We start from the raw sequence: 26,058 nt of genomic DNA, 5'->3' as shown, positions 1-26,058 counted from the left end.
TTTTTTGTCATGTCACATGCCCAGTTGAACCAAAACGAAAAGGTGAACCATTAGGGGTTCACCTTTCAGATTGTAGACAAACTCGATGAAAATCGAGTTTGTCTACTTTTATGGCTTTTACAATTTGGAAGTTGATTTCCACTCCAGGCACTCGCTTTCCGCGGGCGGTCGGGGAGCCTCCTCGGCTTTCGCCTGCGGGGTCTCCCCTAGACGCGCTTTTCCCGCAGGAGTCTCGTACCTTCCGTTCCAATCAACTTTGTCTTACCTTTTAGATAAAATCAAACAAGATCGTGAAAACCATGGAAAAAAGCCTTTTCCACCAGATAAATTAGGGGTTCACCTTTTCCTATATCGTAATACTTTATCGCAAGATTGTTAGTCAGCCGCTTAAATACGCACAAAGTGTGATTGATTTATATTTCTTGGCACCCCGATGTCAGCCATTGTAAGTAAACCTGGTTTACGGAGGGCATCAATTTGCTTAGCGGTATTGATGATCATTGCTGCGGTTGCAGTATCTCCAAAAATGCCATTTGGAACAATCAACCTTTGGGTTTCGTTCCCCTCAATAACGATTTCATCTTCCTGTTTAATACCTGCAGACATCGTTAAATCCAAGGAAATTTCCTTTCCGTCAACAGTCTTGCCTGTGGAAATTTGATGGAGCCCCATAACATCCCCTCGTTTTAAGGTAGTTAGCGGAACGGTCATATTTTCGCTTGCAATCGTTGGTTCAATGGTATTGATAACATTTGAAAGTTCCCAATTCAGCCCATAAGCAATTAACCTTACAGACTCCTCAAGACCTACATGCCCAATTTCATTCCGTTGGGCCAAAAATTCAAACTCTTCTCTGGTCATCCCGATTCCGACCTTTTTTTGTAAAGGGAGGCGCCTTTTCGAAACATCAACTTTACGGATGACCTTAATTTGGTTAACAGTGGTCAATACTGTTGTAAAAGAAATGGCCATAGTATCCATGATATACCCTGGATTGATTCCGGTCCCGATGACACTAAGTCCTTTTGCTTTAGCATAATTATCTATTTCCTTTGAAAGTAAAGGGTAGCGATGCCAAGGGAAGGAAAGCTGTTCACAGGTGGAAACCACTGAAAAACCGTGATCTAGCAGCTCTTTGATTTGGGGCCATACTTGTTGTGCATTGGAACCGGTTGCATGTAGGGCGATAGGGTGGTCAGCTTCAGTATTTACTTCCTGGATATGGGGAACTACACACTTGTTCGTTTCCTTTTCATCGATCAGGAAGCCAATATCTTTCCCTACCTTATCAGGGTCAATATCGACAACACCGATAATAGATTGAGGATTCGTTTGATAAGCACTGCGTAGAATTTCAATTCCGATGGGACCGAGCCCGAATACTGCGAATTCAGAATATTGGATAGTCATTCATCTATCATCCTTTCAATTAACTTATAACAAAATGCTAACATTGAATGATAAATAATAAAAATAGTTAATTTTTATATATTTATAAAGAATCGTTATAAAAGGAAGACGGCAACCGAATGAGCGGAAGAAGAATCATTCTTCAATTTTGGGTTTACCTATCTAAGGAAACGTTGGTTGGCGGTTCACGAATTGTATGCCTTATTCACCTCAAGCTGCAGCATAAGTTGGGGTGATGGACAGAAAACCATCATACTATTCCCGGTTAAAACTCTTTACTTGAACGGAACTAGACTAAGAAGCGCTTCAGTCACATGATGGACATTTTATTGCTGCAAATCATGATGTTTCAAATAATTATGGAGATGCATTACCTAAGGTACGAGGATATGCAGAAACATTAGCTGGTTTTATGTGATAGATGGGTAAAGTATTGTTTCGGGTTGTTTCCATCGAAACTACACCTTATTTAGTTTTGTATATAAAACTACTTTTTTCCAATGAAAAATATTATTCGGAATATTATTGACTATTAAGAAAATTCAATATAACATTAAATATCGGTAACGATGTTTTTTATATAAAACAAAAGTTGCTGCTATCTTTTGAAAGGGGGAGTTGGTGAAGTTTGATAGCATGATAGCCATTTTGTATCGAAAATCATGAAAGCGCATTCAAACGAGCCTATTATAAGGGGGAAATAACATGTTACAAGGTCAAAAAAGATGGTTGTACATTGCGATTCCTATTTTTTTCTTCTGGTTTTTCGGTCAGATTGATAAAGTAGGTATCTCTGTTATCCAAACCGATCCGGGATTTTTAAGTGATCTTGGTCTGACTGGCCCGGATAAAAATGCGAAAATTGGCTTGATCTCCTTTATATTCATGATTTCATACTCCTGTTCCAACATTTTTTGGGGTGTTATTATCGACAAGTTAGGGGCGCGGAAAACAGCGGTTTTAGGTTTACTGGTATGGACTGCGACAATGGTCATGGGAGGACTGTCCACTTCATACGAAATGTTTTTAATTAGTAGGGTCATCCTCGGAATCGGGGAAGGAATGATGATCCCGATATCGGGTAAATTCATATCGAATTGGTTTAATAAAAGAGAGCTTGGCAGGGCACAGTCATTCTGGATTACTGGAAACTACCTTGGCCCGGCAGTGGGTACCGTTATGCTCATCCTCATTATTTCAACTTTTCATTGGCAGGCCGCGTTCTTTGCTCTCGCCGCCTTTAACTTGTTTATAAATATTCCAATGTTCCTGTATTTGGCTCGTAATACGCCTGAAGAACATCCACGCATGAGTAAAGAGGAAGTCTCCTATATTCGCCAAAAGGACGAAATGCATGATGTGCAGTTGAAGCAATTCTTCGCAAAGGATTATCGTTATTGGATTGTCTGGTTTGGCAATTTGATGTCGTCCTTTCTGTTCTTTGGAATCAGTATTTGGCTTCCTACCTATCTCGTGGAGGCCAAAGGCTTTGAAAGAGATGCAATGACTGGGATTACCTCATTATCATGGCTATTCGCGCTAGGATTTGTCCTGGCTGGCGGATTTCTGGCGGACAAAACGAAACGCCCGAGCTTGCTTGCGACGATTCTTTTCATACTAACAGCAGTATTTTTGACAATCGCTGTCCTTGCACCTAGTCCTATTATGGCCGGGGTTTCAATGGGGCTCGCCATGGGAACTCAGGGAGGAATGTTTCATCTAACCAATTTCTTCATCATCAAATTTTCAACACCTGAAACAGCGGGACGCGCGGCCGGTTTAATGGGATTCACGAATATTATGGGTGGATTTTCAAGCTATATCATGGGGTGGAGCCGCGATATGTCTGGCGGTGATTTTGGTCCCTCCATTGCCATGCTGATAGTAGCAGCAACTCTGGGGTTTGTCGCGTACTTGTTTATGATTAAACAAGAAGTTGCCGAAAATCACCTAAGTAATACAACAGGAAACAAAGTAACTTTATAGAGGGCAAAAAAAGTAATATCATACGTTTTTTAGAAAGGGTATCTCAGTAAGAAGGGACGCTAGATTCTTACTGAGGACCACAATAAATCTTGAATACTCATTGTACACAGAAATAAGGATTACCACAGCTTGATATAGAACAAGGCACATATTCCCGAACGATGGTTTCAGTTTTTTTTACAGCTTACATTGACAATGAAGCGATTACATTTTAGAATTGTTTATATAAAAAAACATAGTTTTATATACAAAACATATAAGGATTATGTCCTCGCTACAAGACCGTATATATGAATGGAACCGATCTTTGGATAACCGTTCATTATGTTTGAAAGATATCAGAAGGGGTGGAGACAATGGGCATGGCCTTAAAAGATAAAGTCGTTTTGATTACAGGGGGAGCTTCTGGAATAGGAGAAGCTGTCACACGCCGTTTTATACAAGAAGGAGCAAAAGTGAGCATTATCGGCCGCTCTAAAGAGACATTAGCGAAAATGAAAGGAGAATTTGGTGAAAACATCCTTACTTATCAGGGAGATGTAAGCAAATACGAAGACAATGAGCAAGCGGTCAAAGCTACTGTTGAGCAATTCGGAAAGTTAGATGTCTTCGTTGCGAATGCAGGCGTGTTCGATGGATTTGCCAAATTTGCCGATGTGACTCCCGAGGCGCTTTCCGAAGCGTATGATTTTCTATTCAATATTAACGTAAAAGGCTCTTTTTTCGGAGCTAAAGCTGCTCTTGAAGAACTGAAAAAAACGAATGGCAATATTATTTTTACCGTGTCCGGTGCAAGTTTTTATCCAGATGGCGGCGGTGTTTGGTATACAGCGAGCAAACACGCCCAAATTGGATTGATGCGCCAGCTTGCGTTCGAACTATCGCCTTCCATCCGGGTAAATGCCGTAGCCCCAGGGGGTACATTGACAGCACTCACGGTGATTCCACCGCTGCGTCCATTTGTGAAAATCGTCGATAATGATACGAAAGCAAGCAGCATTAAAAAACGGAATATTCTTCAACTTGCCCAGATGCCGGAAGATCACGTTGCGGCTTATGTACTGTTAGCTTCTGACGAATCACGCGCAATCACTGGTGAAATCATTTCCAGCGACGGCGGATTGTCAGTGCGGGGCCTTGGCTAAGCTGGAGAGGTATTTGAATACGTTAGCTGAATTGTAAGACGGGAAAGGAAGTACTTTCTTTATAGGGTTTCAAGCAAAATATAAAAATAGTAAATCATTCTCTAATTTAAGAAAGTTATATCAAGTTTGGGGGCTTTAAGAGTTAAAGACTTACCTTTAGAAGGGGACTGATCGTATGCCATTCGTAAAAGTAGAAGATTTAAGCATTCATTATGAAATAGAAGGTAATGGAGAACCTCTAGTATTATTACATGGTATGAGCAATAATTCACAGTCATGGAAGGAACAAATCCAGGAATTAAAGGAGCATTATACAGTAATCGCATGGGATGCTCCGGGTTATGGGAAAAGCTCAGATCCAGCAGAAGAATATAGACATTTTAAAGAGTTCGCACGTATTCTGAACGGCATGCTAGATCAGCTAAAGCTGGAAAATATCCATCTGCTCGGCCATTCAATGGGAGCCGCAATTGCGATAGAGTACTGTAGCCTGTACCCTAATAAGGTTAATAAACTCATATTAGCAGATTCGACAAGGGGGGCTGCTGCTCTATCAGCAGAAGAGAACGAGACGAAATTGAAAAATCGATTATTTTCAATTGAAAACCTTTCTACTAAGGAGATAGCGGAAAAGAGGATACAAGCACTGCTATCTCCCTATGCTTCAGAAAATGTCCATACACGAGTCAAAGAGATTATGACACAGATAAGACCGGCAGGATATCGTTCGGTAGCATATTCACTTTATCATCTAAATCAAATGAGTATGTTATCTCATATAGCTGTTCCTGTTCTTGTGATTTGTGGTGAGTTGGATACTGTAACTCCCATTAAGGAATCAGAAGCCATTCATGAAAAGCTAATAAACTCCCGGCTAGTGATTATTCCAGATGGCGGTCATTTGTGTTACCAGGAAAATCCAAGGAAGTTTAATTCGAGCATTTTGGAATTTTTGAAAGGTATTGAGTAGGAAACGGCTTCTACAAATACTTTAGTAAAACCAGGGCCTAGATTAGAGAGGAATGAATAGGAAAAATGGCTAATTATACAATCGTTGATAAAGAAACGTGTATTGCTTGCGGAGCTTGTGGTGCTTCAGCTCCGGATATTTATGATTATGATGAAGAAGGGATTGCGTTCGTTATATTGGATAATAATGTTGGGGCAGCGATTATACCTGATGAACTCGAGGAAGATATGATAGATGCTTCAGAAGGATGTCCAACAGATTCTATAAAAGTGGCTCAAACATCCTTTGATGGTAACCCTAATAAATTTGAATAATAATTTTAGCTGCGTTTGTGACCAGTAGCTTTATAGATTTTTAATGTGGTGACATATCCAGATTGTCTTTGAAAGGGTGGATATTCTATTGCTTTTATCCATCATTTCTGAAACAAAGGAAAAGGAAGAATTACTTGTGGAAACATTACAAGTTTATCGCTTACAACCAGTAAATCATGTTCAGTATGAACAACCAACCTAGAAGAACAAGGAGTGATTGGATTGACAGAAGAAAAAAAGGTCTATGACATAACTATTATTGGGGGCGGCCCAGTTGGCTTGTTTACTGCGTTCTATGGCGGAATGAGGCAAGCGAAGGTGAAAATCCTCGAAAGTCTTCCTCAACTGGGTGGACAGCTTTCGGCTCTTTATCCCGAAAAATTCATTTATGATATAGCTGGTTTTCCAAAAGTAAGGGCGCAGGAATTGATAGAGAATTTAATAGAACAAATGAAAGTATTCGAACCAACAATTTGTCTTGAAGAAGCAGTTGAACAAATGGAAAAGCAAGCAGACGGAACATTTAAGATCACTACAAACCTCGATACTCATTTCTCTAAATCAGTGATCATTACTGCTGGAAATGGGGCCTTTCAGCCTCGTAAACTAGAATTGGAAGATTCAACACAGTTCGAGGATAAGAATTTGCATTATTTCGTGAATGATATGAACCGATTTAAAGGAAGAAAAGTGGCGATTCTGGGCGGTGGGGATTCTGCTGTTGATTGGGCCCTTATGTTAGAGCCGATTGCTGAAAAGGTAACATTGATACACAGAAGAGATAAATTCCGTGCCCATGAGCATAGTGTAGAAAAATTAGTGAATTCCTCTGTTGAGGTCAAAACACCTTATATTCCCTCCGAATTGGTAGGAACAGATCACATTACGCAAATAGTTTTAGAACACACTAAGACTCAACAAAAAGAAGTGGTTGACGTAGATGATTTAATTATTAATTACGGCTTTGTCTCTTCTCTTGGAGCGATTAAAGAATGGGGTCTAAACATCAATAAAAATGCAATTATCGTTAATTCCAAGCAAGAAACAAATATTTCAGGCATATACGCTGCCGGGGATATTTGTACGTATGATGGAAAGGTCAAATTAATTGCTTCCGGATTCGGTGAAGGTCCTACGGCAGTTAATAATGCCAAAGCCTATATTGATCCTTTGGCGAAAGTTCAGCCGCTCCATAGTACTTCATTATTTGGATGACCTCTTTCTAACAACAAGACTTTTCTGAAGACTAAAGTACATAGGCTGGGTCCCTAAGATAAAAGTGATGGATAGGGGGTCTCGATTTTCCAGGTTAAAATCGAAAAAAAGTTAAGTTTGATATATTCGAGGCTTTACATGTTTTGTTACTTAACAAGGGAACAGGTTAATATGACTGTTATAATTAAAAGTCGAATTCCTCCACAGTTAGGAATTCGACTTTTTAGATTGGTTTAAGTATCGCCCCTATAGCGATTTTTCACAATATTAATGCGAGACGTGAAAATTTTTCGAAATCCGGTATCCTGTCTAAACTCATTCAAATGTCCCTTTTATCAACGGAATACCCTTATCTACCATAACTTGTCCTTTTGCCATTACAGTGACAATTGCAAAAGTTTCCTTTTGCAATAGCACAATATCAGCATCATTGCCGGTTTGGATACTGCCCTTGGTTGATAGTTTCAGCACTTGTGCGGGATTCGTGGTGATGACCTTCAGTGCCGTTTCAAGTGGGATTCCTTCTTCTAAAACAGAATCACGCACTTCGTGATATAGCGAAGATACTTTTCCTACTTGAAGGCCTGCATACTCCCCATGGTTGTTGAAAAATGGAAGACTTGCCTGGCCGTCTGAGGAGAAGGTGATTTGTTCTACCGGAATCCCTTCTTCCAGCATTATGCGCAAGGCAATGCTGCATTTTACTTCGCCATCATCCAGAAACTGAGGAATGGTGCTTGTTGTAAAGTCTACGAACCCGCCCCGTTTTGCGTAATTGATTCCCGCCTTGAATAATTTTTCATTTCGGTTGATATGTGTCGGATGGAGCTGTCGAATCGGAATGTTGGTTTTATCAGCGATTGCATGTAATAACGAGAGCTCGCCATCACCGTCTCCTACATGAACTTCTAAAATACCTGCTTTTCCTGACAGAATACCCCCGTTACGTGCGGCTGCGACGATTTTGGTCAATTCCTCAAAAGTGGGCTCTGATGATCTATGGTCGGAGATGGCAATTTCCCCGACACCGATGATTTTGTCAATGAAAATAAGGTCATCTTCAATTTTTCCTGTCAATGTTTTTACTGGCACTTGGTAGGAGCCTGTATGAATGAAACAGGAAATACCCTCTTCTTCAAGTGCCCGGGCCTTGGCAAGCAGGCTTTCCATTCTACGCGTAGTTCCGTCCGTACCAAGCAATCCGACAAGCGTTGTAATACCTGAAGTCGTAATGTCCGTAAGCATCAGCTCAGGGGTGCGGGTTTTGAATCCTCCCTCACCTCCTCCGCCAATAATATGAACATGTGAATCTATGAAACCTGGAACAACTAAAAGATTGGTCGCATCAATGATATGAATAGGAGCAAAGTTGTCAGGAATCTCGATTCTGTCATCTATGAATGCAATTTTTTCATCTGTAATCAAAATGTCTTTCCGTCCTAAGTAATTGGGTGAGTATATCTCGCCATTTTTAATTAAAGTAAGCAATGCGTTTTTCCTCCTGTAATGAATTAGTGATTTTTATCAAAATGGGCCATATCCGATGAAGTGAGCCGTTATGACGGCTATTAATCCAATGAGATATTGAATAAGTACCAGCGGCAGAATCCACTTCGCCCATTTTGTCCAAGGTATGCCTGCAATTGCCAAGCCCGCCATTAAGGTGGTAGCGGTTGGGAAAATCATATTTCCGATTCCGTCCGCAAAAGAGAAAGTCAACACCGCAGTTTGGCGTGTAATATCCAATAAGTCTGCGAGCGGAATCATAATTGGCATGGTCAACATCGCATGACCGGTTCCGGATGCTAGAATAAAATGAATAAGAGTTTGGAAGCTGTACATGCCGGCAACACTTAAATAGGCCGGAATATGCTGGATAGCTTCAGATACTTGATGCAGCATAGGGTCGACGATATGCCCATCATTCAATACAACAAGAATGGCGCGTGATACGCCAATAATCAAAGCACCGCCTAGCAAGGCGGCAGATCCATTGGTAAAGGAGTTGACAATTTGATCCGCGGACAATTTACCGAATATTCCAATTACGATTGTCAAAACAATGAATAAGGCTGTAATTTCTGTAATGTACCATTGGAATTTGATGACACCAAATGCCAACACGATATAGTTAATTAAAAAAGAGAGTAAGATGAATTTATGTCTTGCAGTTAATTTCGCACTTGATTGGAGTAGTTTTTTTGCTTCTTCCTTTGTATATTTTCCGTAGATTCCTATAGAAGGATTTTTCTTGACCTTCATAGCATAACGATAGATATAAAGAACGGAAACAAGGTAGACGATAATAAATAAGATAAGGCGTAACCCTATTCCTGAGAACATCGGCAATTCAGCAATTCCTTGTGCAAGTCCTACAGTGAAGGGATTCATGATAGCAGTCGTGAACCCTGACAATGCCCCAACTATGACGATGGCAGTACCTGTAATTGTATCGAATCCCAGGGCCAACGCCAGCGGAATGATAAGAGGAAGGTAAGCTAGTGTTTCTTCTGCCATTCCCATTAAGGAGCCTCCTACAGCAAAAAACAGCATCACGACAGGAATTAATAGCTTTTCACGTGTCGCCAGCTTCCGGGCCATTGTAGCGATGAGCACATCAACCGTCCCTGTAGCTCTTAAAACACCGAAAAACCCTCCAATAATCAATAAGAAAAAGATAATATTGCCGGCTTCAACCATCCCTGTGTGAATAGCTTTTATCATATCGAACAATTCCACCGGTGCAGATTCTATCCATTTGAAAGAATTGGCGTCAACAGTTGTCCGTCCATCTGCTTCAATCCGTGTATATTCCCCGGCAGGCAAAATGTAAGTAAATAGAGTTGCTGTTGCGAGAATGCAGAGCAGCAATACAAAAACATTGATTTTTCTCTCTTTTTCTCCCGCTGTTTCAAGCGAAACAGCCTTCTCTTCTACCTGGCTCATAAGTGTCTCTCCTTTGTATTTAAAATAAGTACATGGAACTAATACGCTAACAAAAATTTTCCAGCCTATCGACTATCAACTGTTTTTCTAGTATTCTGCTGTTTCCCTCCTTTTCAAATCCTTGGGTACGTCAACTCAATCACGACAACTCAATATATAAGCAAATTCTGTGCCAATACGGGGTAATTGATTTTAATGAGAACTTATTGGGTGGATTGAAGTTAAAGGTCATTATTGGTTCTTTTTGGTGATATAATAAAACCAATTAAAGACAGGTAGGTGCTTTTATGTCAAAATCCTCACTTACACTTATAGCGGGAAGCTCAAAAACAAAGGAAGCCTTGCAGGAGCAACTGGAACAACTGCTTGGAGACTACGTTCATGTCAACAGCCATGCTACTGATGAGGGAATACCTCGTTCTTTGGGAGAGGGAATTATCTTGTATTCATCAGATGCAGCTTATGAAAAGAAAATGGGAATGGATGGCGTAAATGCCCAGAAAATAATTGTGGGAAAGAGAACTGTTAATCATGAATACATTGACAAGCTATTAAGAATACCAGAGGGTTCGACAGTGCTTTTGGTGAATGATGATGACGATGCAACTATAAGCCTTATTGAATCCTTATATCAGCTTGGTATCGACCATGTTCAATTTATCCCTTTCAGGAAGGGGATTTTATTTTATGAGAATGTCCAAATAGCTGTATCGCCAGGAGAAACTCATCTGTGCCCCTCTTACATAAAAGAAGTAATCGATATAGGCGTGCGTCTTTTTGATATAACAACAATTCTGGAAGTTGTAGAATGCTGTGGTTTACACAAGGATATATCCTCTAAGATTTCTGAAAGGTATATTAGTAATATAATTGAATTACAACGTAAGCTGTTACATGCGGAGTGGGATGCCAAGCAGATGAGTGATCATATCCAAAATGTGTTGTGTACTGTCGATGACGGAATATTGGTCGTTAACGAGGAAGGGCTGATAACGGTATTCAATGACCAGCTTGCGGCATTGTTCCAGGTTGATGCAAAAGATGTGGTTAATCAGTATCTAGAGCATGTAATGAATCGCCGTGATATTATCGATTTCATTATGGAAAGTAATGATCAAAGTAAGTTCTTCAACATATACGGCGTGGAGGTCGTGATTTTCCGGTTGCAAATGATGAAAGAAAATACAATTGTCGCAACCTTCAAAAGTGTTCATCAAGCCTTTGAAATAGAAAAGACTGCACAAAGAGAAATGCGCAATCAAGGATTTTATTCGAAATATTGCTTTGACGATATTATCGGCGAGAATGAAGTAATGAAAGAGCGTAAGCAGATTGCCAGAAAGCTTGCCTTGTCAGAGCATCCGATTTTGATTCAGGGAGAGACGGGTACAGGAAAAGAGCTGTTTGCTCATGCGATTCATGAGCATTCATTGCGAAAGAACGGGCCATTTCTAGCGGTTAACTGTAGTGCTTTAACAGAAACTTTACTTGAAAGTGAATTGTTCGGCTACGAAGAAGGGGCATTTACAGGAGCGCAAAGGGGAGGAAAGAAAGGACTGTTTGAAATGGCGGATAAAGGGACTATTTTTTTGGATGAAATTGGTGATATAAGTCTCACAGTTCAATCCCATCTGCTTCGAGTTCTTCAGGAGGGGGAAATCCGCAGAATTGGCGGCAAGAGAATCATTCCCGTTAATGTCAGGGTGATTACCGCGACGAATAAAAATCTTCATGATAAAATGCGGGACGGTTCATTCAGAACAGACTTGTTTTACCGGCTGAATGTGCTCAATCTTTACATACCGTCACTCAAAGAGAGAAGAGCGGATATTCCACTTTTGATAAAGCACCTCATCACAAAAAGCGGGAAGTGGGTAAAAGTAGAGGAAGACGTACTGGATTATTTCATGCAATATGAATGGCCCGGCAACATACGGGAACTTAAAAGTACAATCGATTACATGCTGACGGTTTGTGAGGGGAATGTCGTGACGAAAAGTGATCTTCCGTTCATGCACGGGAATAAGAAAGAAAGTGTGGCGGCTGATTATCCCGTCTGTGAAAGTATGCTGGAAATTCAGGAGCGCACTTTCATCTTGGAAGTAATCAAGCAATACAACGATAAAGGAAAAGCGGCAAGCAGAGAACTGATTTCCAGTCAAAGTAAAGAATCGGACTTTGTCTTGTCCCCTCAGCAGATTCGTCGCCGTTTGGATATTTTAGAAATCGAAGGGTTTGTCGTCAAAGGCAGAGGAAGGGCCGGCACTAAGATTACCGCTGAAGGAATAGAGTATTTATATTTTCTTAGGTCAAAGCATGCTATGCATTGATATACTTAGTCACTACCAATAAGGGGAGTTTGCTAATTTAAGGTTTTGATAAGTTATATAAGGGGGAACGCCCCATCGCCAATAAGAAGTTTAAAAGGTGAAATGATCCTATATTAATAGCCCCGTTTCTCGGTGTCGTAAAAGAGAAATGGGGCTTTTTAACACCGATAAGTATCATTCATTTTACTATAATTACCTGGCTTCACAGCAATTACCCAACCAAGAATCTTACATATTGTTAAAATCATCATCATTTTCTAACGTTTTCAAAATATGCTTAGTCAGAATGGAGGCATCCGTGTTTTTCCATACTGCCGATATCGAACTGGTTAGTTCCGAGTTATCGATGTTCAAGGCTTTTACTTGGCTTTTTCCCAACAAACTCACCATATCTTCCGGCATGAGGGCTACGCCTAAGTTATTGGATATTAGATTGGCAATCGTCAGTAATTCAGAGCCTTTACATAATTCTTTAGGTGAAAATCCAGCCGTCAGACAAGCCTTTTCCAAAAGGAATTGAAGGGAATGCGCTTGAACGGCATCATAATGGATAAAAGGTTCGTCTTTTGCTTCGTATAAATGTATGGCCTCTTTTTGGGCTAGTGGATGATCCATGGAGACGACTAATTGTAAAGGGAACCTCATGAATTCAATCATGCTTAATCCTTCATTGGCGATGATGTCACTGTGAATGGGTGTTCGGATGAAACCGATGTGATAATTTTGTTGGTTTACGAGTTTTACTGCTCTTGAAGATGTTGTTTCATGCACGTAAAACTCTGTTTCCGGGTATTGCCCCACGATCTTTTTCAATAATTTTGGGATATATATACTAGCTGCAGAGGGTACGGTAGCAATCTTCAGTTTAGGCTTGGGGATGGTTTTGTTTTCAACTATGTAATTCACTGTTTTCTCGATATCTTCAAAGGAAGGCGCAAGCTTTTTATAGATGTATTCTCCTTCTTCCGTCAATGTAATTTTTCTTGTCGTTCGATTCAATAATTTAAAGCCTAATTGTTTTTCGAGGGATAAAATCTGTTGGCTAAGTCCGGGCTGGGATATATGCAGGGTTTTGGAAGCCTCACTGAAACTAAGATGGTTAGAAACCTCTATGAAATAGCGGAGGGATAGGTAATTCAAACAATCACCCACTTCAATTGGATTTGAGTATACAAGGCTAAAGAAAGGGGGAATCCCTAATATTCCCTCGCAAAAAAAAGCTGGATATAAAATTTAAGGTTAGAAGATCATTTTATAATATAGACTTATAAGTTTATAACAATAATATATTTCTAAAATGGAAGAGTCAATATTATCCTTAAAGAAAGGAAGAATAGGTAATAAAAGGTAGAATATTACTATTGGATAGCGGATTTCCCTTGTTTTTAATAGGTGTTTATACATATTTGTGCTTGTTATTCTGATTTCTATAAAAAAATTCAAATCAATTACTAGTCCTTTTTGATTATATGTCTGATTTTGTAAAAAAAGGGAAAGTGAGGCGGTCGGTAGAATAATAACACTATCATCTCCTGCGGATGAAGAAAACATATGAGGGGGGAATTTTATGAAAAGATTTCATAAGTGCTTTTTATTGGTCATGATTTTGACGGTCACCGGTATTATCACAGCTTGTAAAGACAGTAATGAAGGTGCTTCAGGCAGCGGTAACCAAAACTTGAGTCTGTTGACTGGTGGAACGGGTGGTACATATTATCCGCTTGGAGGACAAATTGGAAAAATCATTTCCGATAAAACAAAAGCGAACATAACACCTCAGACATCTGGCGCCTCCGCCGAAAATATGGAAACGTTAAGGGTTGGAGAGGCTGAAATCGCTTTTTCGCAAACGGATATCGCGGCATATGCACTTGAAGGAACAGAAATGTTCGACGGGAAACCCATTGACAATATTATGGCGATCAGCTCTTTATATCCTGAAACTGTTCAAATTGTAACGACTGCAAAAAGCGGAATTAAATCAATCGAGGATTTAAAAGGTAAAAAGGTATCAGTAGGCGCACCGGGTTCTGGTGCTTACATCAATGCCATGCAAATCCTGGAGATTCATGGGTTGTCTGAAAAGGATATTAAAGGGCAGAATCTATCTTTCGATGAGTCGGCGGAAGGAATCCAAGCAGGCAATATTGACGCAGCTTTCATCACGGCAGGCACGCCTACTGGTGCAGTTGAAGCGTTATCCGTCCAAAATGATATTTTGGTTCTGCCTATTGCAGATGACAAAATTCAAGCATTGGTTAAAAAGTACCCATATTATGCTGAAGATACAATTCCTAGTGGTACGTACAAAATCAAATCCGAGGTGAAAACAGTTGCTGTTAAAGCGATGTTAGTGGTCACTAAGGATCTTGATGAAGATTTAGTTTATGAAATGACTAAAGCAGTTTATGACAACAATGATCAAATCACACATGCAAAAGGCAAGTTCATTACAGCAAAGACTGCACTTGAAGGATTAGGGGAAATGGAAGTTCATCCTGGAGCAGCAAAATACTTTAAAGAAAAAGGTGTTTCCAAGTAATGCAATTGGGTCGGTAGCTCGCTTTATGTGGCCTATCGGCTTCGTTTTATCTGAATGTGAAACTGGTTATGAAAGGGGTGTCTATGAAATTCAAGAGATTCATGGCTTTTGGTACACCTCTGCTCATCGCTTTTTTATTCTTTTTTCCGTATAAGCATGTAATAGCCTTTTCATACGAGGACCAAGGGGAATTAGTCGCATACTTTCCTTTGGAAAAAGAAAAGGAATTCAAGATTAAGTATACACACTCCATCCACCTCACAGATGTTTTGGAATCATATCGGTTATCGGATAAGCGAATCGAACAAACCGAACTTGCCTATGATGATTTTGCGGTCGGTATGCCTTCCAATGCAGAGGGTGAGGAAGTATTCGAAGAAAAAGACGGTACCTACTTCATAAAAAATATGCAACGCACTTTCACATTTATAGATTTACGGGTAGGACAAGTTAAAGCCAACCATCGATTAATATATGATGAAAAAACATACACATTGGCAGACTTCATTAAACCAGGGACATGGGTCAGGATTTCTTCGGAAAGAATTTCATTATGGGAACAGTTGAAGGGAGTGAAGATTAGTGGCTGATAATGAAAAAATGAAATATTTAACCGAAGCAGAGCAGCAGGAGTTATTGGAAAAATATGATCCAGAAGCCGGGACAAGGAAATTAACTGGTGTCTTGGGCCACATTGCATTTTTTGGACTTTTAGCTTTTTCGTTATTCCAATTATATACAGCCATTTTTGGCGTTTTTACAGCACAAATCCAACGGACGATACATTTAGGGTTTGCGCTCTCCTTAGTATTTTTACTATTTCCTGCAAATCGAAAGAAGGGTCAAAAAGGAAAATTTCAAATTGCCTGGTACGATATCATATTTGCGATCCTTAGTATTGGGGTAGGTGCATATTGGCCCTTATTTTTCGAAGATATCGTCATGAATGTAGGACGTTTGGGCGTATTGGATTTTGCAGTCGGTTTAATGGCCATTCTGCTGGTTTTGGAAGCGACCAGGCGTGCAGTTGGCCTCCCTATCATGGTCATTGCTTTATTATTCATTTTCTATGGGGTTTTTGGACCGTATATGCCAGGATTTCTTGCTCATCGCGGTTTGACCCTGGAGCGACTGGTGCAAACGATGTTCTTCTCGACAGAGGGAATTTTAGGTACTCCGCTAGCGGTGTCATCGACATTCATCTTCCTATTTCTACTGTTTGGATCTTTTCTGGTCCGAACAGGCGTCGGTCAATACTTTAATGATCTCTCTACCGCAATTGCCGGCAGACGGATAGGGGGACCTGCAAAGGTTGCGATTTTTTCAAGTGCTCTTCAAGGAACGATTAGCGGGAGCTCTGTGGCTAATGTTGTCACATCAGGAGCATTTACGATACCGATGATGAAAAATCTTGGATATAAGAAGGAATTTGCCGGGGCAGTGGAGGCGGCTGCTTCGACAGGCGGTCAATTGATGCCTCCGGTAATGGGGGCAGCGGCATTCTTAATGGTTGAGTTCATTGGGAATGGAATAACGTATTGGGATATAGCAAAGGCGGCTGCGATTCCAGCTATCCTTTATTTTTCAGGAATTTGGATCATGACCCATTTTGAAGCGAAAAGACTTGGGCTGCGTGGGTTAACGCAAGAAGAGATGCCGAGTAAAAAGGAAGTGTTCGGCAAGTTTTATTTACTAATACCGATTCTTGCCATTATCATTTTGCTCATGGCGAATATCACGGTAACACATGCAGCACTGTATTCCATCGCCATCTCGGTTCTTGTAGGTTTCATAAACAAGGATGTCCGCATGAAATTCATCGATATCATCTATGCATTGGTGGATGGAGCCCGAACAGCTCTTGCAGTGGCCGCTGCAACAGCAGCAGCAGGCATTATTGTCGGTATCGTCACGAAAACTGGGCTAGGACTTAAGCTTGCTAATGGCTTGATTGATTTATCTGGTGGATATTTGATTCCAACACTGATGCTGACTATGGTAGCGGCACTTATATTAGGTATGGGTTCACCTACGACTGCCAATTATGTAATCACCTCGACGATTGCAGCGCCTGCGATAATTTTGCTTGGTGTTCCTGATCTATCTGCACATTTATTCGTTTTCTATTTTGGCATTATAGCAGATATAACTCCTCCTGTTGCTTTAGCGGCATTTGCAGCGGCAGGGGTAGCGGGAGGCGAGCCGATAAAAACGGGGATTGAATCATCGAAACTTGCCATCGCTGCATTCATCATTCCATATATTTTTGTTCTCTCCCCGCAAATGCTAATGATCGATACAACATGGATGGAGGTTGCGTGGGTAGTACTTACTGCAATGGCAGGCATGATTGCAATTGGTGCGGGTGTCATAGGTTACTGGATGAGGGGAATGAACTGGTTAGAAAGAGTCCTCGCCGTAATCGTAGGTTTACTATTGATCTACCCTGAGACGGTATCGGACATCATTGGGATATCCGCTTTTATCGTGTTGCTGGCTTTACAATATCTTTGGAAAAATGACAATCACGACAGCTCCAAAATCTTGGAAAATAACCAAAGCATTGAGAAAAGTTGACCCTGCGAATATCAATCCGGAAGTAAAGGGTAGAGCTTAACCATTCGGGGGGGTGATTTTTTGAAGTGAGCACCATTGGGAATGCAACGAAAATGGGAATGTGCAGACTGTTTTTTATCGAGACAACCAGCATATTCCTACAAGAGAATTCTGCTCGTATATCCACTTGCCTTATGAAAAAACCCAATTTGTTTTATTTTGAAAGGAGACTAATTCATGAAATTTTTAAAAAGTTTTATTTTAGTTACTTTCAGTTTCTTTTGTATGATCACACCGGCTTTTGCAAGTGTTCCTGGAGTGGATGGGTCAATGGGAAAGGGTTTTACAAATGGAATCGTATCAGTTTCTCATCCGTTAGCAGCTGAAGCGGGTATAGAGATACTAAAACAAGGCGGAAATGCAGTCGATGCAGCGGCAGCCATTCAATTATCGTTAAATGTGGTTGAACCAATGATGTCTGGAATCGGCGGCGGTGGTTTTATCATGATTTATAATAAAAAGGAAAATAAAATAACGATGATCGAAAATCGCGAAATGGCACCTCAAAATGTTACGCCTAAACTTTTTTTAGATGAAAAGGGAAAACCTATTCCTTTTAGTAAGCGGCATACATCCGGGAAAGCGGTTGCAGTTCCTGGGACTCTTATGGGGGTGGAGACTTCTCTTGAGAAATATGGAACATTGAAATTATCACAAGTCATAGGCCCGGCCATTAAACAAGCTGAAGAAGGGGTAAAAGTCAATTGGGCAACAGCGCAATATATCGATGAAAATGTAACAAAGCTTAAAAATAACCAATCGGCTGCAAAAGTTTTTGTACCAGACGGAAAGCCGTTGGGAGAGGGAGACACCCTCGTTCAGCCAGACCTGGCAAAGACTCTTAAGTTAATAAAAAAACAAGGTTCTGACGTTTTTTATAAAGGAGAAATCGGGGAAGCACTTACCAAAGAAGTTCAAAAGCGTGAAGGAACGATGACAACTGAGGATTTGGAAAACTATGAAGTGAAAGAAAGAGAGCCGATTAAATCGGAATATAGGGGATTTGAAGTGGTAGGGGCAGCTTCACCAAGCTCAGGCAGTTTGACTGTTCTGCAAATCCTGGAGCTTATGGAAGGATACGATGTGCAAAAGATGGGGGCCAACTCACCTGAGTATCTTCATCACCTAACCGAAGCCATGCATCTTGCGTTTGCCGATCGCGCTGCCTATATGGCGGATGAGGATTTTTATGATGTACCAACAGAGGGACTATTAGATGAAGATTATATTAAAGAAAGAAGAAAACTCATCAATCCAAATAGATCAACAGCTGATGTCAAAGCGGGCGATCCATGGAAGTATGAGGGCAAAGAACCCACTGCAATGAAGATGGTAAAAGAAGAGAAAACCCCAATCGGACAAACGACTCACTTTTCTGTAATGGATAAGTGGGGGAATATGGTTGCTTATACGACTACAATCGAGCAAGTATTCGGATCTGGTATCATGGTACCAGATTATGGGTTCATGCTAAATAATGAAATGACGGATTTTGATGCCACACCGGGTGGAGTTAACCAGGTGGAACCAGGAAAAAGACCAAGAAGCAGTATGTCCCCGACCTTCGTATTAAAAGATGGCAATCCCTTCATGGCCATTGGTTCACCAGGAGGAGCGACGATAATCGCATCGGTATCTGAAACGATCATGAACGTGCTTGATCATAAAATGCCCATTCAAGATGCCATATATGCGCCACGTATTTATTCTGCTGGTTATCCGACAGTAAGATGGGAACCGGGAATTGAACAAAATACAAGGCTTGAGTTAATGGCTAAAGGCCATGTTTATGAAGAAAAACCGCAACATATCGGAAATGTGCAAGCTGTTATTTATGATTATGAAAAGGGAAAAATGTATGGAGGAGCCGATAATACGAGAGAAGGAACTGTTCAAGGTGTGTATGATGTTTCCCATAAATCGAAAAAGCCGAAAGAAATAAAAGAAGAAAAAAAGGGACCGTTTACCTTAAAAGTGAATGGAGCCGTTTATCCTTATACAGCTGATCAAATGAAACTGATCGATGATAAACCCTATATCCAATCAGATAAATTGCTACTAGGTTTGGGTGTAATCCAAACAAGGGATTTAGAAACATTTAAACCAGATAAAAAATCGTATCTACCTGTGTTAGGAGTAGCGAAATCATTAGGGTATAAAACAAAATGGAACGAAAAAGACAAAGAGGCACTATTGGAAAAAGATCCGGCGGATATTGAGGATCCGGACGAAGATGGCAGTGTCACGAATTGATTGCTTTTCTAAGTCCGCTCGGGAACTTGATTACTAAATGAACCTAAACTTGACAACCCCGGAGTTCTCTATGTAAAGAGAGGTCTGGGGTTGTTTTTTAGTCATATGAAATAGTAGAGAGGTAGTCAGCCAGTTGAACGAAGGTTCCTGAAAAGCCCTCCTGAACCATTTCCTCCTCGGTTGGGGATACAGGTGCCCCAATCACCGTAAGTATTGTTTTACCTACATGCTCGGTGAATGTAAAAGTATTGAGAGTTTCCAATGGCCAGTTGTCGTTAAAAGGAGCACGTACGATGTTACCCATTTCATCAGAAAAGAAAGAGGGGTAAACGAGTTTATCTGGGGCATTTACATGATAAACAAATTTGACCCACATTACATTACCATCAGGAGATGTCTGGCTGTAATGGAAAACATCTTCCTGGCGAAGCTCAAACTTAGAAATATCAAAAGCCCATCCTTTTGGGCCCCACCAGTTCTGCAGATGTTCTGATTCGATAAAAGCCTTAAATACAAGCTCGCGAGGAGCATTGAAACTGCGGGTGATTTCGATTTTTGGAAACATTTTATTCCTCCAATTATTTCAGTTAATGTTCCAAGCTGTCGAGTCTTTCTTCCCATATTTCACAATACTGTCCAAACCAAATGTTTAATCCTAAAGGGCTCTGGACGAAGCTTGTAAATTCGACGAATTGCTTCCGTATAAATTCCACTACTCCTGATTTATGAAGCCCGCTTATATATTTGGATGCCAATGGGTGCCGAATCTGAAGTCGTTCTGCATATTTTCCCGCGGTGAAAGGGCCGTTTCTATTGAGTTCACCATTCCCACTCGAAGAGTAATTAATAATGTAGTATTCATCTTTACCCCGCGATTTATTAGAATGATAGTCCTTTTGGTGAGATATAGACAAACAGGAATATTCGCGTCAAATAATATTGAAGAAATGTATTGTTGCCCTACAAGAAGCGGTACCAAAAATATCCTTCCCCTAAAATGAAAAATGAGCGCTGATCCTTGTTCCGGGATAGTGCCGAATTGTGGATATCATTATAAGTTTTGTTGATGAAATCACGTTCTATTTTTGGAAACCGTCTACCATGCTGTACGTCGAGAATATAACAATGCTATTTTTGTGCATAATGATATAGGTTTAAGTTTTATTAAAAAAGAACGATCAGAAGTTTTTATTTGAAAAAAGAACTAATGTTCGCGTATGCTTGTAACGATGATAATCTTGGTACCGGTTATTATTAAGGAATCCAATCTTGATTCAAAGGAGAATGAAAATGATTAAACCATATTTAATGTTTAACAGAGAATGTGAAAAGGCTTTCAAATTGTATATCGAGGCTTTTGGCGGGGAACTTATTGCTATGCAAAAATATAGTGAGATCCCATCAAGTCCAGACTTTCCTGTTGAAGAGAGTGATAAACACCTTGTTCTTTACTCACAATTAAGATTAACAGAAGATGGAATAATAATGGGTTCTGATTCAAACCGTGAATTGAATGATAGTGACAAAGTGGTTGTAAGTGTGGAGCTGAACTCGGTGGAACAAGCTAGAAAGGCATGGAACACATTAAAAGAAGAGGGATCTATACATATGGATCTTCATGAAACATTCTTTGCGAAACTTCACGGTTCGTTGAAGGATAAATTTGGTGTTTCATGGATGTTTACTGTCAATTAATCTAAACCAGAAGACATCCTTCTTTGTAAAGTCGTTACTATTATTTGGGAAGGTAAAAATTTTAAAAATTCTCAATAAAGCCCGGACGCTTTAATGGAGTATCTAAAAAATCCCGATTTCTTAATACTAAGAAACCGGGATTTTTACTATTGGAGTTTATTAAGGTTGTACATCCGTATTTTCCCTTAAGCTGCAATAAATGATTGGATATTCGGAAATCATTTATGTGAGTTGTCTTGTAAAATGGGGTTTTCTGACTTTGTATTTACTACAATTGTGGTCATGAAAATACATTGAAAAAAATGAAAAACTGTGTTAAATTTATATAGATACACCAATTTAGTATTTTGTATAAATTATACCCTATTATAATTATACAACATAATTTCCTTCTCGGTCAATCCTTATTTTTATTTTTTTAAAGGAGTGTTTGATAGGAACATGGAACTTCAGTAGGAGCAAGAACGACTGGACAGCGTTAATGGTTGATCACATGAACAATTTTTGTCATATGATTCTCTTGGTATTAAGCGATAAATGGGAGGGAAAGAAATGAAACCATATGTACTGGAGTTTCGGGAGATCGATAAAACGAAACAAATGGTGGTCGGTGGCAAAGGGATGAATTTGGGCGAATGCTCGAGGATTGATGGAATTCTTGTACCAGAAGGATTTTGTGTTACTACTGAGGCATTTAAAAGAGTCATTGGGGAAAATGATGAGCTTCATCAATTACTCGATCAGCTTGTAGTACAAAAAGTGGACGAACGAAAAAGAATAAGTGAAATTAGCAGGAAGATTCGTGATCTGATTGAGGGAATCGAGATCGACAAGGGGATCGAAGAAGATATCGACCGATGTCTCTTAACTTTTGGCTTCGAGCATGCATATGCTGTTCGTTCTAGCGCTACAGCCGAAGATCTTCCATTTGCCTCCTTTGCAGGTCAACAGGATACCTACCTAAACATCAAAGGAAAAGATGCAATTTTACAACATATTAGTAAGTGCTGGGCTTCACTATTTACTGATCGGGCTGTGATTTACCGAATGCAAAACGGATTTGACCATCGCAAGGTTTATCTGTCTGTTGTTATTCAAAGGATGATTTTTCCACAAGCTTCCGGAATACTATTTACAGCTGATCCAGTTTCCTCAAACCGCAAGGTGCTTTCGATCGATGCTAGCTTTGGGCTGGGTGAGGCACTTGTCTCGGGCTTAGTGTCTGCGGACAATTATAAAGTGCAAGAAGGTAGGATTGTGGAGAAGAAGATTTCTGCCAAAAAGTTGGCTATATATGCACGAAAAGAAGGCGGAACGGTGGAAAAGGAAATTGAGCCGGGGCAGCAGGTTTTATCGACCCTGTCAGATGAGCAAGTGTTGGGGCTTGAAAGGATCGGCAGAAAGCTTGAAGCGCATTATGGCTGTCCGCAAGATATCGAATGGTGTTTGGTTGATGATACATTTTATATTGTCCAGAGCCGTCCAATCACTACTTTATACCCCATCCCAGAAGCGAATGATCAAGAGAATCACGTTTATGTATCTGTCGGTCATCAACAAATGATGACTGACGCCATGAAACCATTGGGATTATCTTTTTGGCTGTTAACGACTCCTGCACCCATGCGTATAGCTGGCGGAAGGTTGTTTGTTGATGTCACACATATGGTGGCTTCACCTGAAAGCAGAAAAATGTTAGTAGAGGCCATGGGACAACACGACCCGCTCATGAAAGACGCACTCATTAACATAATAGAGCGAGGGGATTTCATAAAATCTGTACCAAATGATAAGCAAGAACAGAGTTCCGGTAAAAGCAATAAAAGTGTGCCGTCTGCGGATTCTAGGGCACAAATTGAAAACGACCCGACAATCGTTTCTGATTTGATTAAACGTAGTCAAACATCGATAGAAGAATTAAAACAAAACATCCAAACGAAATCAGGTTCGGAGTTATTTGATTTCATTCTGGAAGATATCCAGATATTAAAGAAGATTTTATTTGACCCACAAAGTTCAGCTGTGTTTATGGCTGCTATAGATGCATCATCATGGATCAATGAAAAAATGAATAAGTGGTTAGGTGAAAAAAACGCAGCCGACACGCTTTCTCAATCTGTACCAAACAATATAACTTCAGAAATGGGTCTGGCCCTAATGGATGTCGCAGATGTGATACGTCCTTATCCAAAAGTAATTGATTATTTACAACAAGTAAAAGATGATAATTTTATGGATGAACTAGTTAAGTTTGATGGTGGTCAGGAAACTCAGGATGCTATCTATGATTATCTCGGCAAATACGGAATGCGATGTGCTGGAGAAATCGATATTACTAAAACCCGTTGGAGCGAAAAACCAACTACACTTGTCCCCGTGATTCTAAGTAATATCAAAAACTTTGAGCCTAATGCTAGCAATCTGAAATTTGAGCAAGGGCGACAGGAAGCTTTGAAAAAAGAACTAGAGATATTAGATCGATTGAAGCAATTACCGGATGGTGAACAAAAAGCCAAAGAAACAAAACGAATGATCAGTCTAATCCGGAATTTCATCGGTTATCGGGAATATCCAAAATACGGCATGGTTAACCGCTACTTCGTTTATAAGCAGTCTTTACTCAAGGAAGCCGAACAACTCGTACAAGCCAACGTTATTCATGAAAAAGAAGATATATATTTTCTCACTTTTGAAGAACTTCATGAAGTCGTACGCACCAATAAACTAGATTACCAGATGATCAGCAAACGAAAAGACGAGTACAGATTATATGAAAAACTTACTCCACCACGTGTTATCACGTCTGATGGTGAAATCATTGTAGGGGAGTATAAACGAGACAATCTCATGGCCGAAGCTATTGTAGGTCTACCGGTTTCTTCCGGAATTATAGAGGGCAGAGCACGCGTCATCCTAAACATGGAAGATGCAGATCTAGAAGATGGAGATATACTGGTTACAACCTTCACCGATCCTAGCTGGACACCATTATTTGTATCCATAAAAGGACTCGTCACCGAAGTTGGCGGGCTGATGACCCATGGAGCAGTCATCGCACGTGAATATGGCTTACCTGCCGTTGTCGGTGTGGTAAATGCCACCAAGCTGATAAAAGATGGGCAACGTATTCGAGTAAATGGAACAGAAGGTTATATAGAAATACTATAATTCATTACATTTCTATCATAAAGAAGAACATTCGAATTAGGAGAATCATTGAAATCATGATGCTTTGCGGTTTTTGGCAAAGCCCCCTGTCACTAGGTCATATAAGGGGGCAGTAACTGAAAATTGATACTAAAGTTTAGTAAGATCAACTTGAGATCGGGCCTTCTGTTAAAGGTCGCTTTTATATGATGCCAAAGCCCAATTTCTCTCTTTACAACACCGAGAAATTGGGCTTTTTGTGGATTTTATTTATAGGCAAAATCGATACGCCCTTGCTAAATCTACTGGCTTGAGCAGCAATGTCAAACGGATACAAGGAAGATATTCTCCAACAGATATATTTGTCAATATCATAAATGTACGCTGACCTTCTATAGAAATATTAAATTTTTGTATTGGTAATTATACATTATCTCTATTATAATTTTTAAGAAAGATATTTCGGAATTTTTAAAATAAAGGAGAAATTATGTATACTCACCCGACTTTAAAATATTGGAATGGAAGAATTGATTCCCAAACTGACCTGGACAGCTTCAGATACCACCAAAGAGTGCGCTTGGCACCCATTTCGGAATTAGCCACCTCTTCCAATGCATCACGAACTTTTGGACTGATTGGCTTTAAATGTGATGAAGGCGTCAAAAGGAATAAAGGCAGGGTTGGTGCTGCCGAGGGTCCTGATCATATTAGGCAATCGTTGGCAAAATTACCTTGTCATTTACCTTCCCAAACCGAGCTGGTGGATGCTGGCGATGTAATATGTGAAAGTACAGAGATGGAAGCCGCCCAATCTCAACTGGGATCAGCTGTTGCCCGGATTTTGGAGAGTAAAGCGATTCCTATCATACTTGGGGGAGGTCACGAAACCCTGTATGGCCATTATCTTGGGATTAGGAAATCCATTGGACCAAAAGCTAGACTAGGGATTATTAATATTGACGCTCACTTTGATATGAGGCCTTATGAAAATGAAACTTCATCTGGCACGATGTTTAAGCAGATTTTGGACGAAGATCAAAGTTGTGGCTATTTATGTGTCGGAATTCAGAAGCAGGGGAATACGAAGGCACTGTTTGAAACTGCAGAGAGGAGTAATGTCGACTACATATTGGAAGAAGATTTGTCATTATACGAAATGGATGAAACGAAGCGGAGGATAAATGAATTCGCTAAGGAAAATGACTATATCATGCTTACATTATGTTCGGATGTTATTGATTCAGCCTACGCACCTGGGGTAAGTGCACCATCGCCGTTTGGACTGGATCCGAAATTGGTCCGTGCCATTATTAGGCATATCGTATCGAATGAAAAGATCCTCTCATTTGATATCTCTGAAGTGAACCCTTCATTGGACGAAAATAATAAGACCGTTACATTGGCAGGGCATTTAATAAATGAGGTTTTGCTGCATTTTAAATAATGGACATGGGATGGCGGCAACTCCAATTCGGTCTTCCCAGAA

Annotated in this window: 18 protein-coding genes; 13 read left to right on the top strand and 5 right to left on the bottom strand. The window is 40.2% G+C overall.

Going from position 1 to position 26,058, the window contains the following annotated elements:
- Nucleotides 1-387: 387 nt before the first annotated feature.
- Nucleotides 388-1,410, bottom strand: coding sequence for a hypothetical protein (locus tag AC3WLU_RS18295; protein WP_063576432.1), 1,023 nt, complete (start codon nt 1,408-1,410; stop codon nt 388-390).
- Between the two features lie 705 nt (nt 1,411-2,115).
- On the opposite strand from AC3WLU_RS18295, the gene AC3WLU_RS18290 reads away from it, so the two are divergent.
- The 5 genes from AC3WLU_RS18290 (at nt 2,116) to AC3WLU_RS18270 (ending at nt 7,040) form a co-directional block, all read left to right on the top strand.
- Complete coding sequence (locus AC3WLU_RS18290; protein ID WP_411739982.1) at nt 2,116-3,396, top strand: MFS transporter; 1,281 nt, start codon at nt 2,116-2,118, stop codon at nt 3,394-3,396.
- 356 nt (nt 3,397-3,752) lie between these two features.
- Nucleotides 3,753-4,541, top strand: a complete 789-nt coding sequence (locus tag AC3WLU_RS18285) for an SDR family NAD(P)-dependent oxidoreductase (RefSeq protein ID WP_235568115.1) — start codon at nt 3,753-3,755, stop codon at nt 4,539-4,541.
- Nucleotides 4,542-4,716: 175 nt separating this feature from the next.
- The gene (locus AC3WLU_RS18280; protein ID WP_492597686.1) at nt 4,717-5,511 is read left to right on the top strand and encodes an alpha/beta fold hydrolase; all 795 of its coding nucleotides are present in this window, start codon (nt 4,717-4,719) and stop codon (nt 5,509-5,511) included.
- Nucleotides 5,512-5,576: 65 nt separating this feature from the next.
- A complete protein-coding gene (locus AC3WLU_RS18275; RefSeq protein WP_034312590.1) occupies nt 5,577-5,825 on the top strand; it encodes a ferredoxin in 249 nt (82 codons plus the stop codon).
- Nucleotides 5,826-6,047: 222 nt separating this feature from the next.
- Complete coding sequence (locus tag AC3WLU_RS18270) at nt 6,048-7,040, top strand: NAD(P)/FAD-dependent oxidoreductase (RefSeq protein ID WP_034312587.1); 993 nt, start codon at nt 6,048-6,050, stop codon at nt 7,038-7,040.
- 315 nt (nt 7,041-7,355) lie between these two features.
- Here AC3WLU_RS18270 and iadA read toward each other — a convergent pair whose 3' ends face one another.
- Together iadA and AC3WLU_RS18260 are read right to left on the bottom strand one after the other, a co-directional pair.
- Nucleotides 7,356-8,528, bottom strand: a complete 1,173-nt coding sequence (gene iadA / locus AC3WLU_RS18265) for a beta-aspartyl-peptidase (RefSeq protein WP_340861835.1) — start codon at nt 8,526-8,528, stop codon at nt 7,356-7,358.
- Nucleotides 8,529-8,564: 36 nt separating this feature from the next.
- Nucleotides 8,565-9,986 carry a YfcC family protein gene (locus AC3WLU_RS18260; protein ID WP_492597685.1) on the bottom strand — a complete coding sequence of 474 codons (1,422 nt, stop codon included), beginning with the start codon at nt 9,984-9,986 and terminating at the stop codon, nt 8,565-8,567.
- A gap of 287 nt (nt 9,987-10,273) precedes the next feature.
- Between AC3WLU_RS18260 and AC3WLU_RS18255 the strand changes: the two genes are divergently transcribed.
- Nucleotides 10,274-12,316 (top strand): sigma-54 interaction domain-containing protein, encoded by a 2,043-nt coding sequence (locus tag AC3WLU_RS18255; protein WP_492597684.1) that lies wholly within the window; start codon nt 10,274-10,276, stop codon nt 12,314-12,316.
- A 228-nt stretch (nt 12,317-12,544) separates the two neighbouring features.
- Here the strand turns inward: AC3WLU_RS18255 and AC3WLU_RS18250 are convergent, their stop codons facing one another.
- The gene (locus AC3WLU_RS18250) at nt 12,545-13,456 is read right to left on the bottom strand and encodes a LysR family transcriptional regulator (RefSeq protein WP_057275948.1); all 912 of its coding nucleotides are present in this window, start codon (nt 13,454-13,456) and stop codon (nt 12,545-12,547) included.
- Nucleotides 13,457-13,883: 427 nt separating this feature from the next.
- Between AC3WLU_RS18250 and AC3WLU_RS18245 the strand changes: the two genes are divergently transcribed.
- The 4 genes from AC3WLU_RS18245 (at nt 13,884) to ggt (ending at nt 19,727) form a co-directional block, all read left to right on the top strand.
- Nucleotides 13,884-14,858 carry a TAXI family TRAP transporter solute-binding subunit gene (locus tag AC3WLU_RS18245; protein ID WP_492597683.1) on the top strand — a complete coding sequence of 325 codons (975 nt, stop codon included), beginning with the start codon at nt 13,884-13,886 and terminating at the stop codon, nt 14,856-14,858.
- 83 nt (nt 14,859-14,941) lie between these two features.
- Nucleotides 14,942-15,448 carry a DUF1850 domain-containing protein gene (locus tag AC3WLU_RS18240; protein WP_492597682.1) on the top strand — a complete coding sequence of 169 codons (507 nt, stop codon included), beginning with the start codon at nt 14,942-14,944 and terminating at the stop codon, nt 15,446-15,448.
- 10 nt (nt 15,449-15,458) lie between these two features.
- Nucleotides 15,459-17,435, top strand: coding sequence for a TRAP transporter permease (locus AC3WLU_RS18235; protein WP_492597696.1), 1,977 nt, complete (start codon nt 15,459-15,461; stop codon nt 17,433-17,435).
- Nucleotides 17,436-17,651: 216 nt separating this feature from the next.
- Nucleotides 17,652-19,727 carry a gamma-glutamyltransferase gene (gene ggt / locus AC3WLU_RS18230; RefSeq protein ID WP_278089750.1) on the top strand — a complete coding sequence of 692 codons (2,076 nt, stop codon included), beginning with the start codon at nt 17,652-17,654 and terminating at the stop codon, nt 19,725-19,727.
- Nucleotides 19,728-19,824: 97 nt separating this feature from the next.
- Here the strand turns inward: ggt and AC3WLU_RS18225 are convergent, their stop codons facing one another.
- Entirely contained in the window at nt 19,825-20,292 is a 468-nt protein-coding gene (locus AC3WLU_RS18225; protein WP_413004542.1) for an SRPBCC domain-containing protein, read from the bottom strand.
- A 725-nt stretch (nt 20,293-21,017) separates the two neighbouring features.
- Here AC3WLU_RS18225 and AC3WLU_RS18220 point away from each other — a divergent pair.
- The 3 genes from AC3WLU_RS18220 (at nt 21,018) to hutG (ending at nt 26,016) form a co-directional block, all read left to right on the top strand.
- Nucleotides 21,018-21,422 carry a VOC family protein gene (locus AC3WLU_RS18220; RefSeq protein WP_492597681.1) on the top strand — a complete coding sequence of 135 codons (405 nt, stop codon included), beginning with the start codon at nt 21,018-21,020 and terminating at the stop codon, nt 21,420-21,422.
- A 552-nt stretch (nt 21,423-21,974) separates the two neighbouring features.
- Nucleotides 21,975-24,590 (top strand): phosphoenolpyruvate synthase, encoded by a 2,616-nt coding sequence (gene ppsA, locus AC3WLU_RS18215; protein WP_492597680.1) that lies wholly within the window; start codon nt 21,975-21,977, stop codon nt 24,588-24,590.
- A gap of 469 nt (nt 24,591-25,059) precedes the next feature.
- A complete protein-coding gene (gene hutG, locus AC3WLU_RS18210; protein ID WP_412993554.1) occupies nt 25,060-26,016 on the top strand; it encodes a formimidoylglutamase in 957 nt (318 codons plus the stop codon).
- The last annotated feature ends 42 nt before the right edge of the window (nt 26,017-26,058 follow it).

The organism is Peribacillus sp. FW305-BF15 (assembly GCF_058783805.1).
This window is presented reverse-complemented; position numbering and strand designations above follow the sequence as displayed.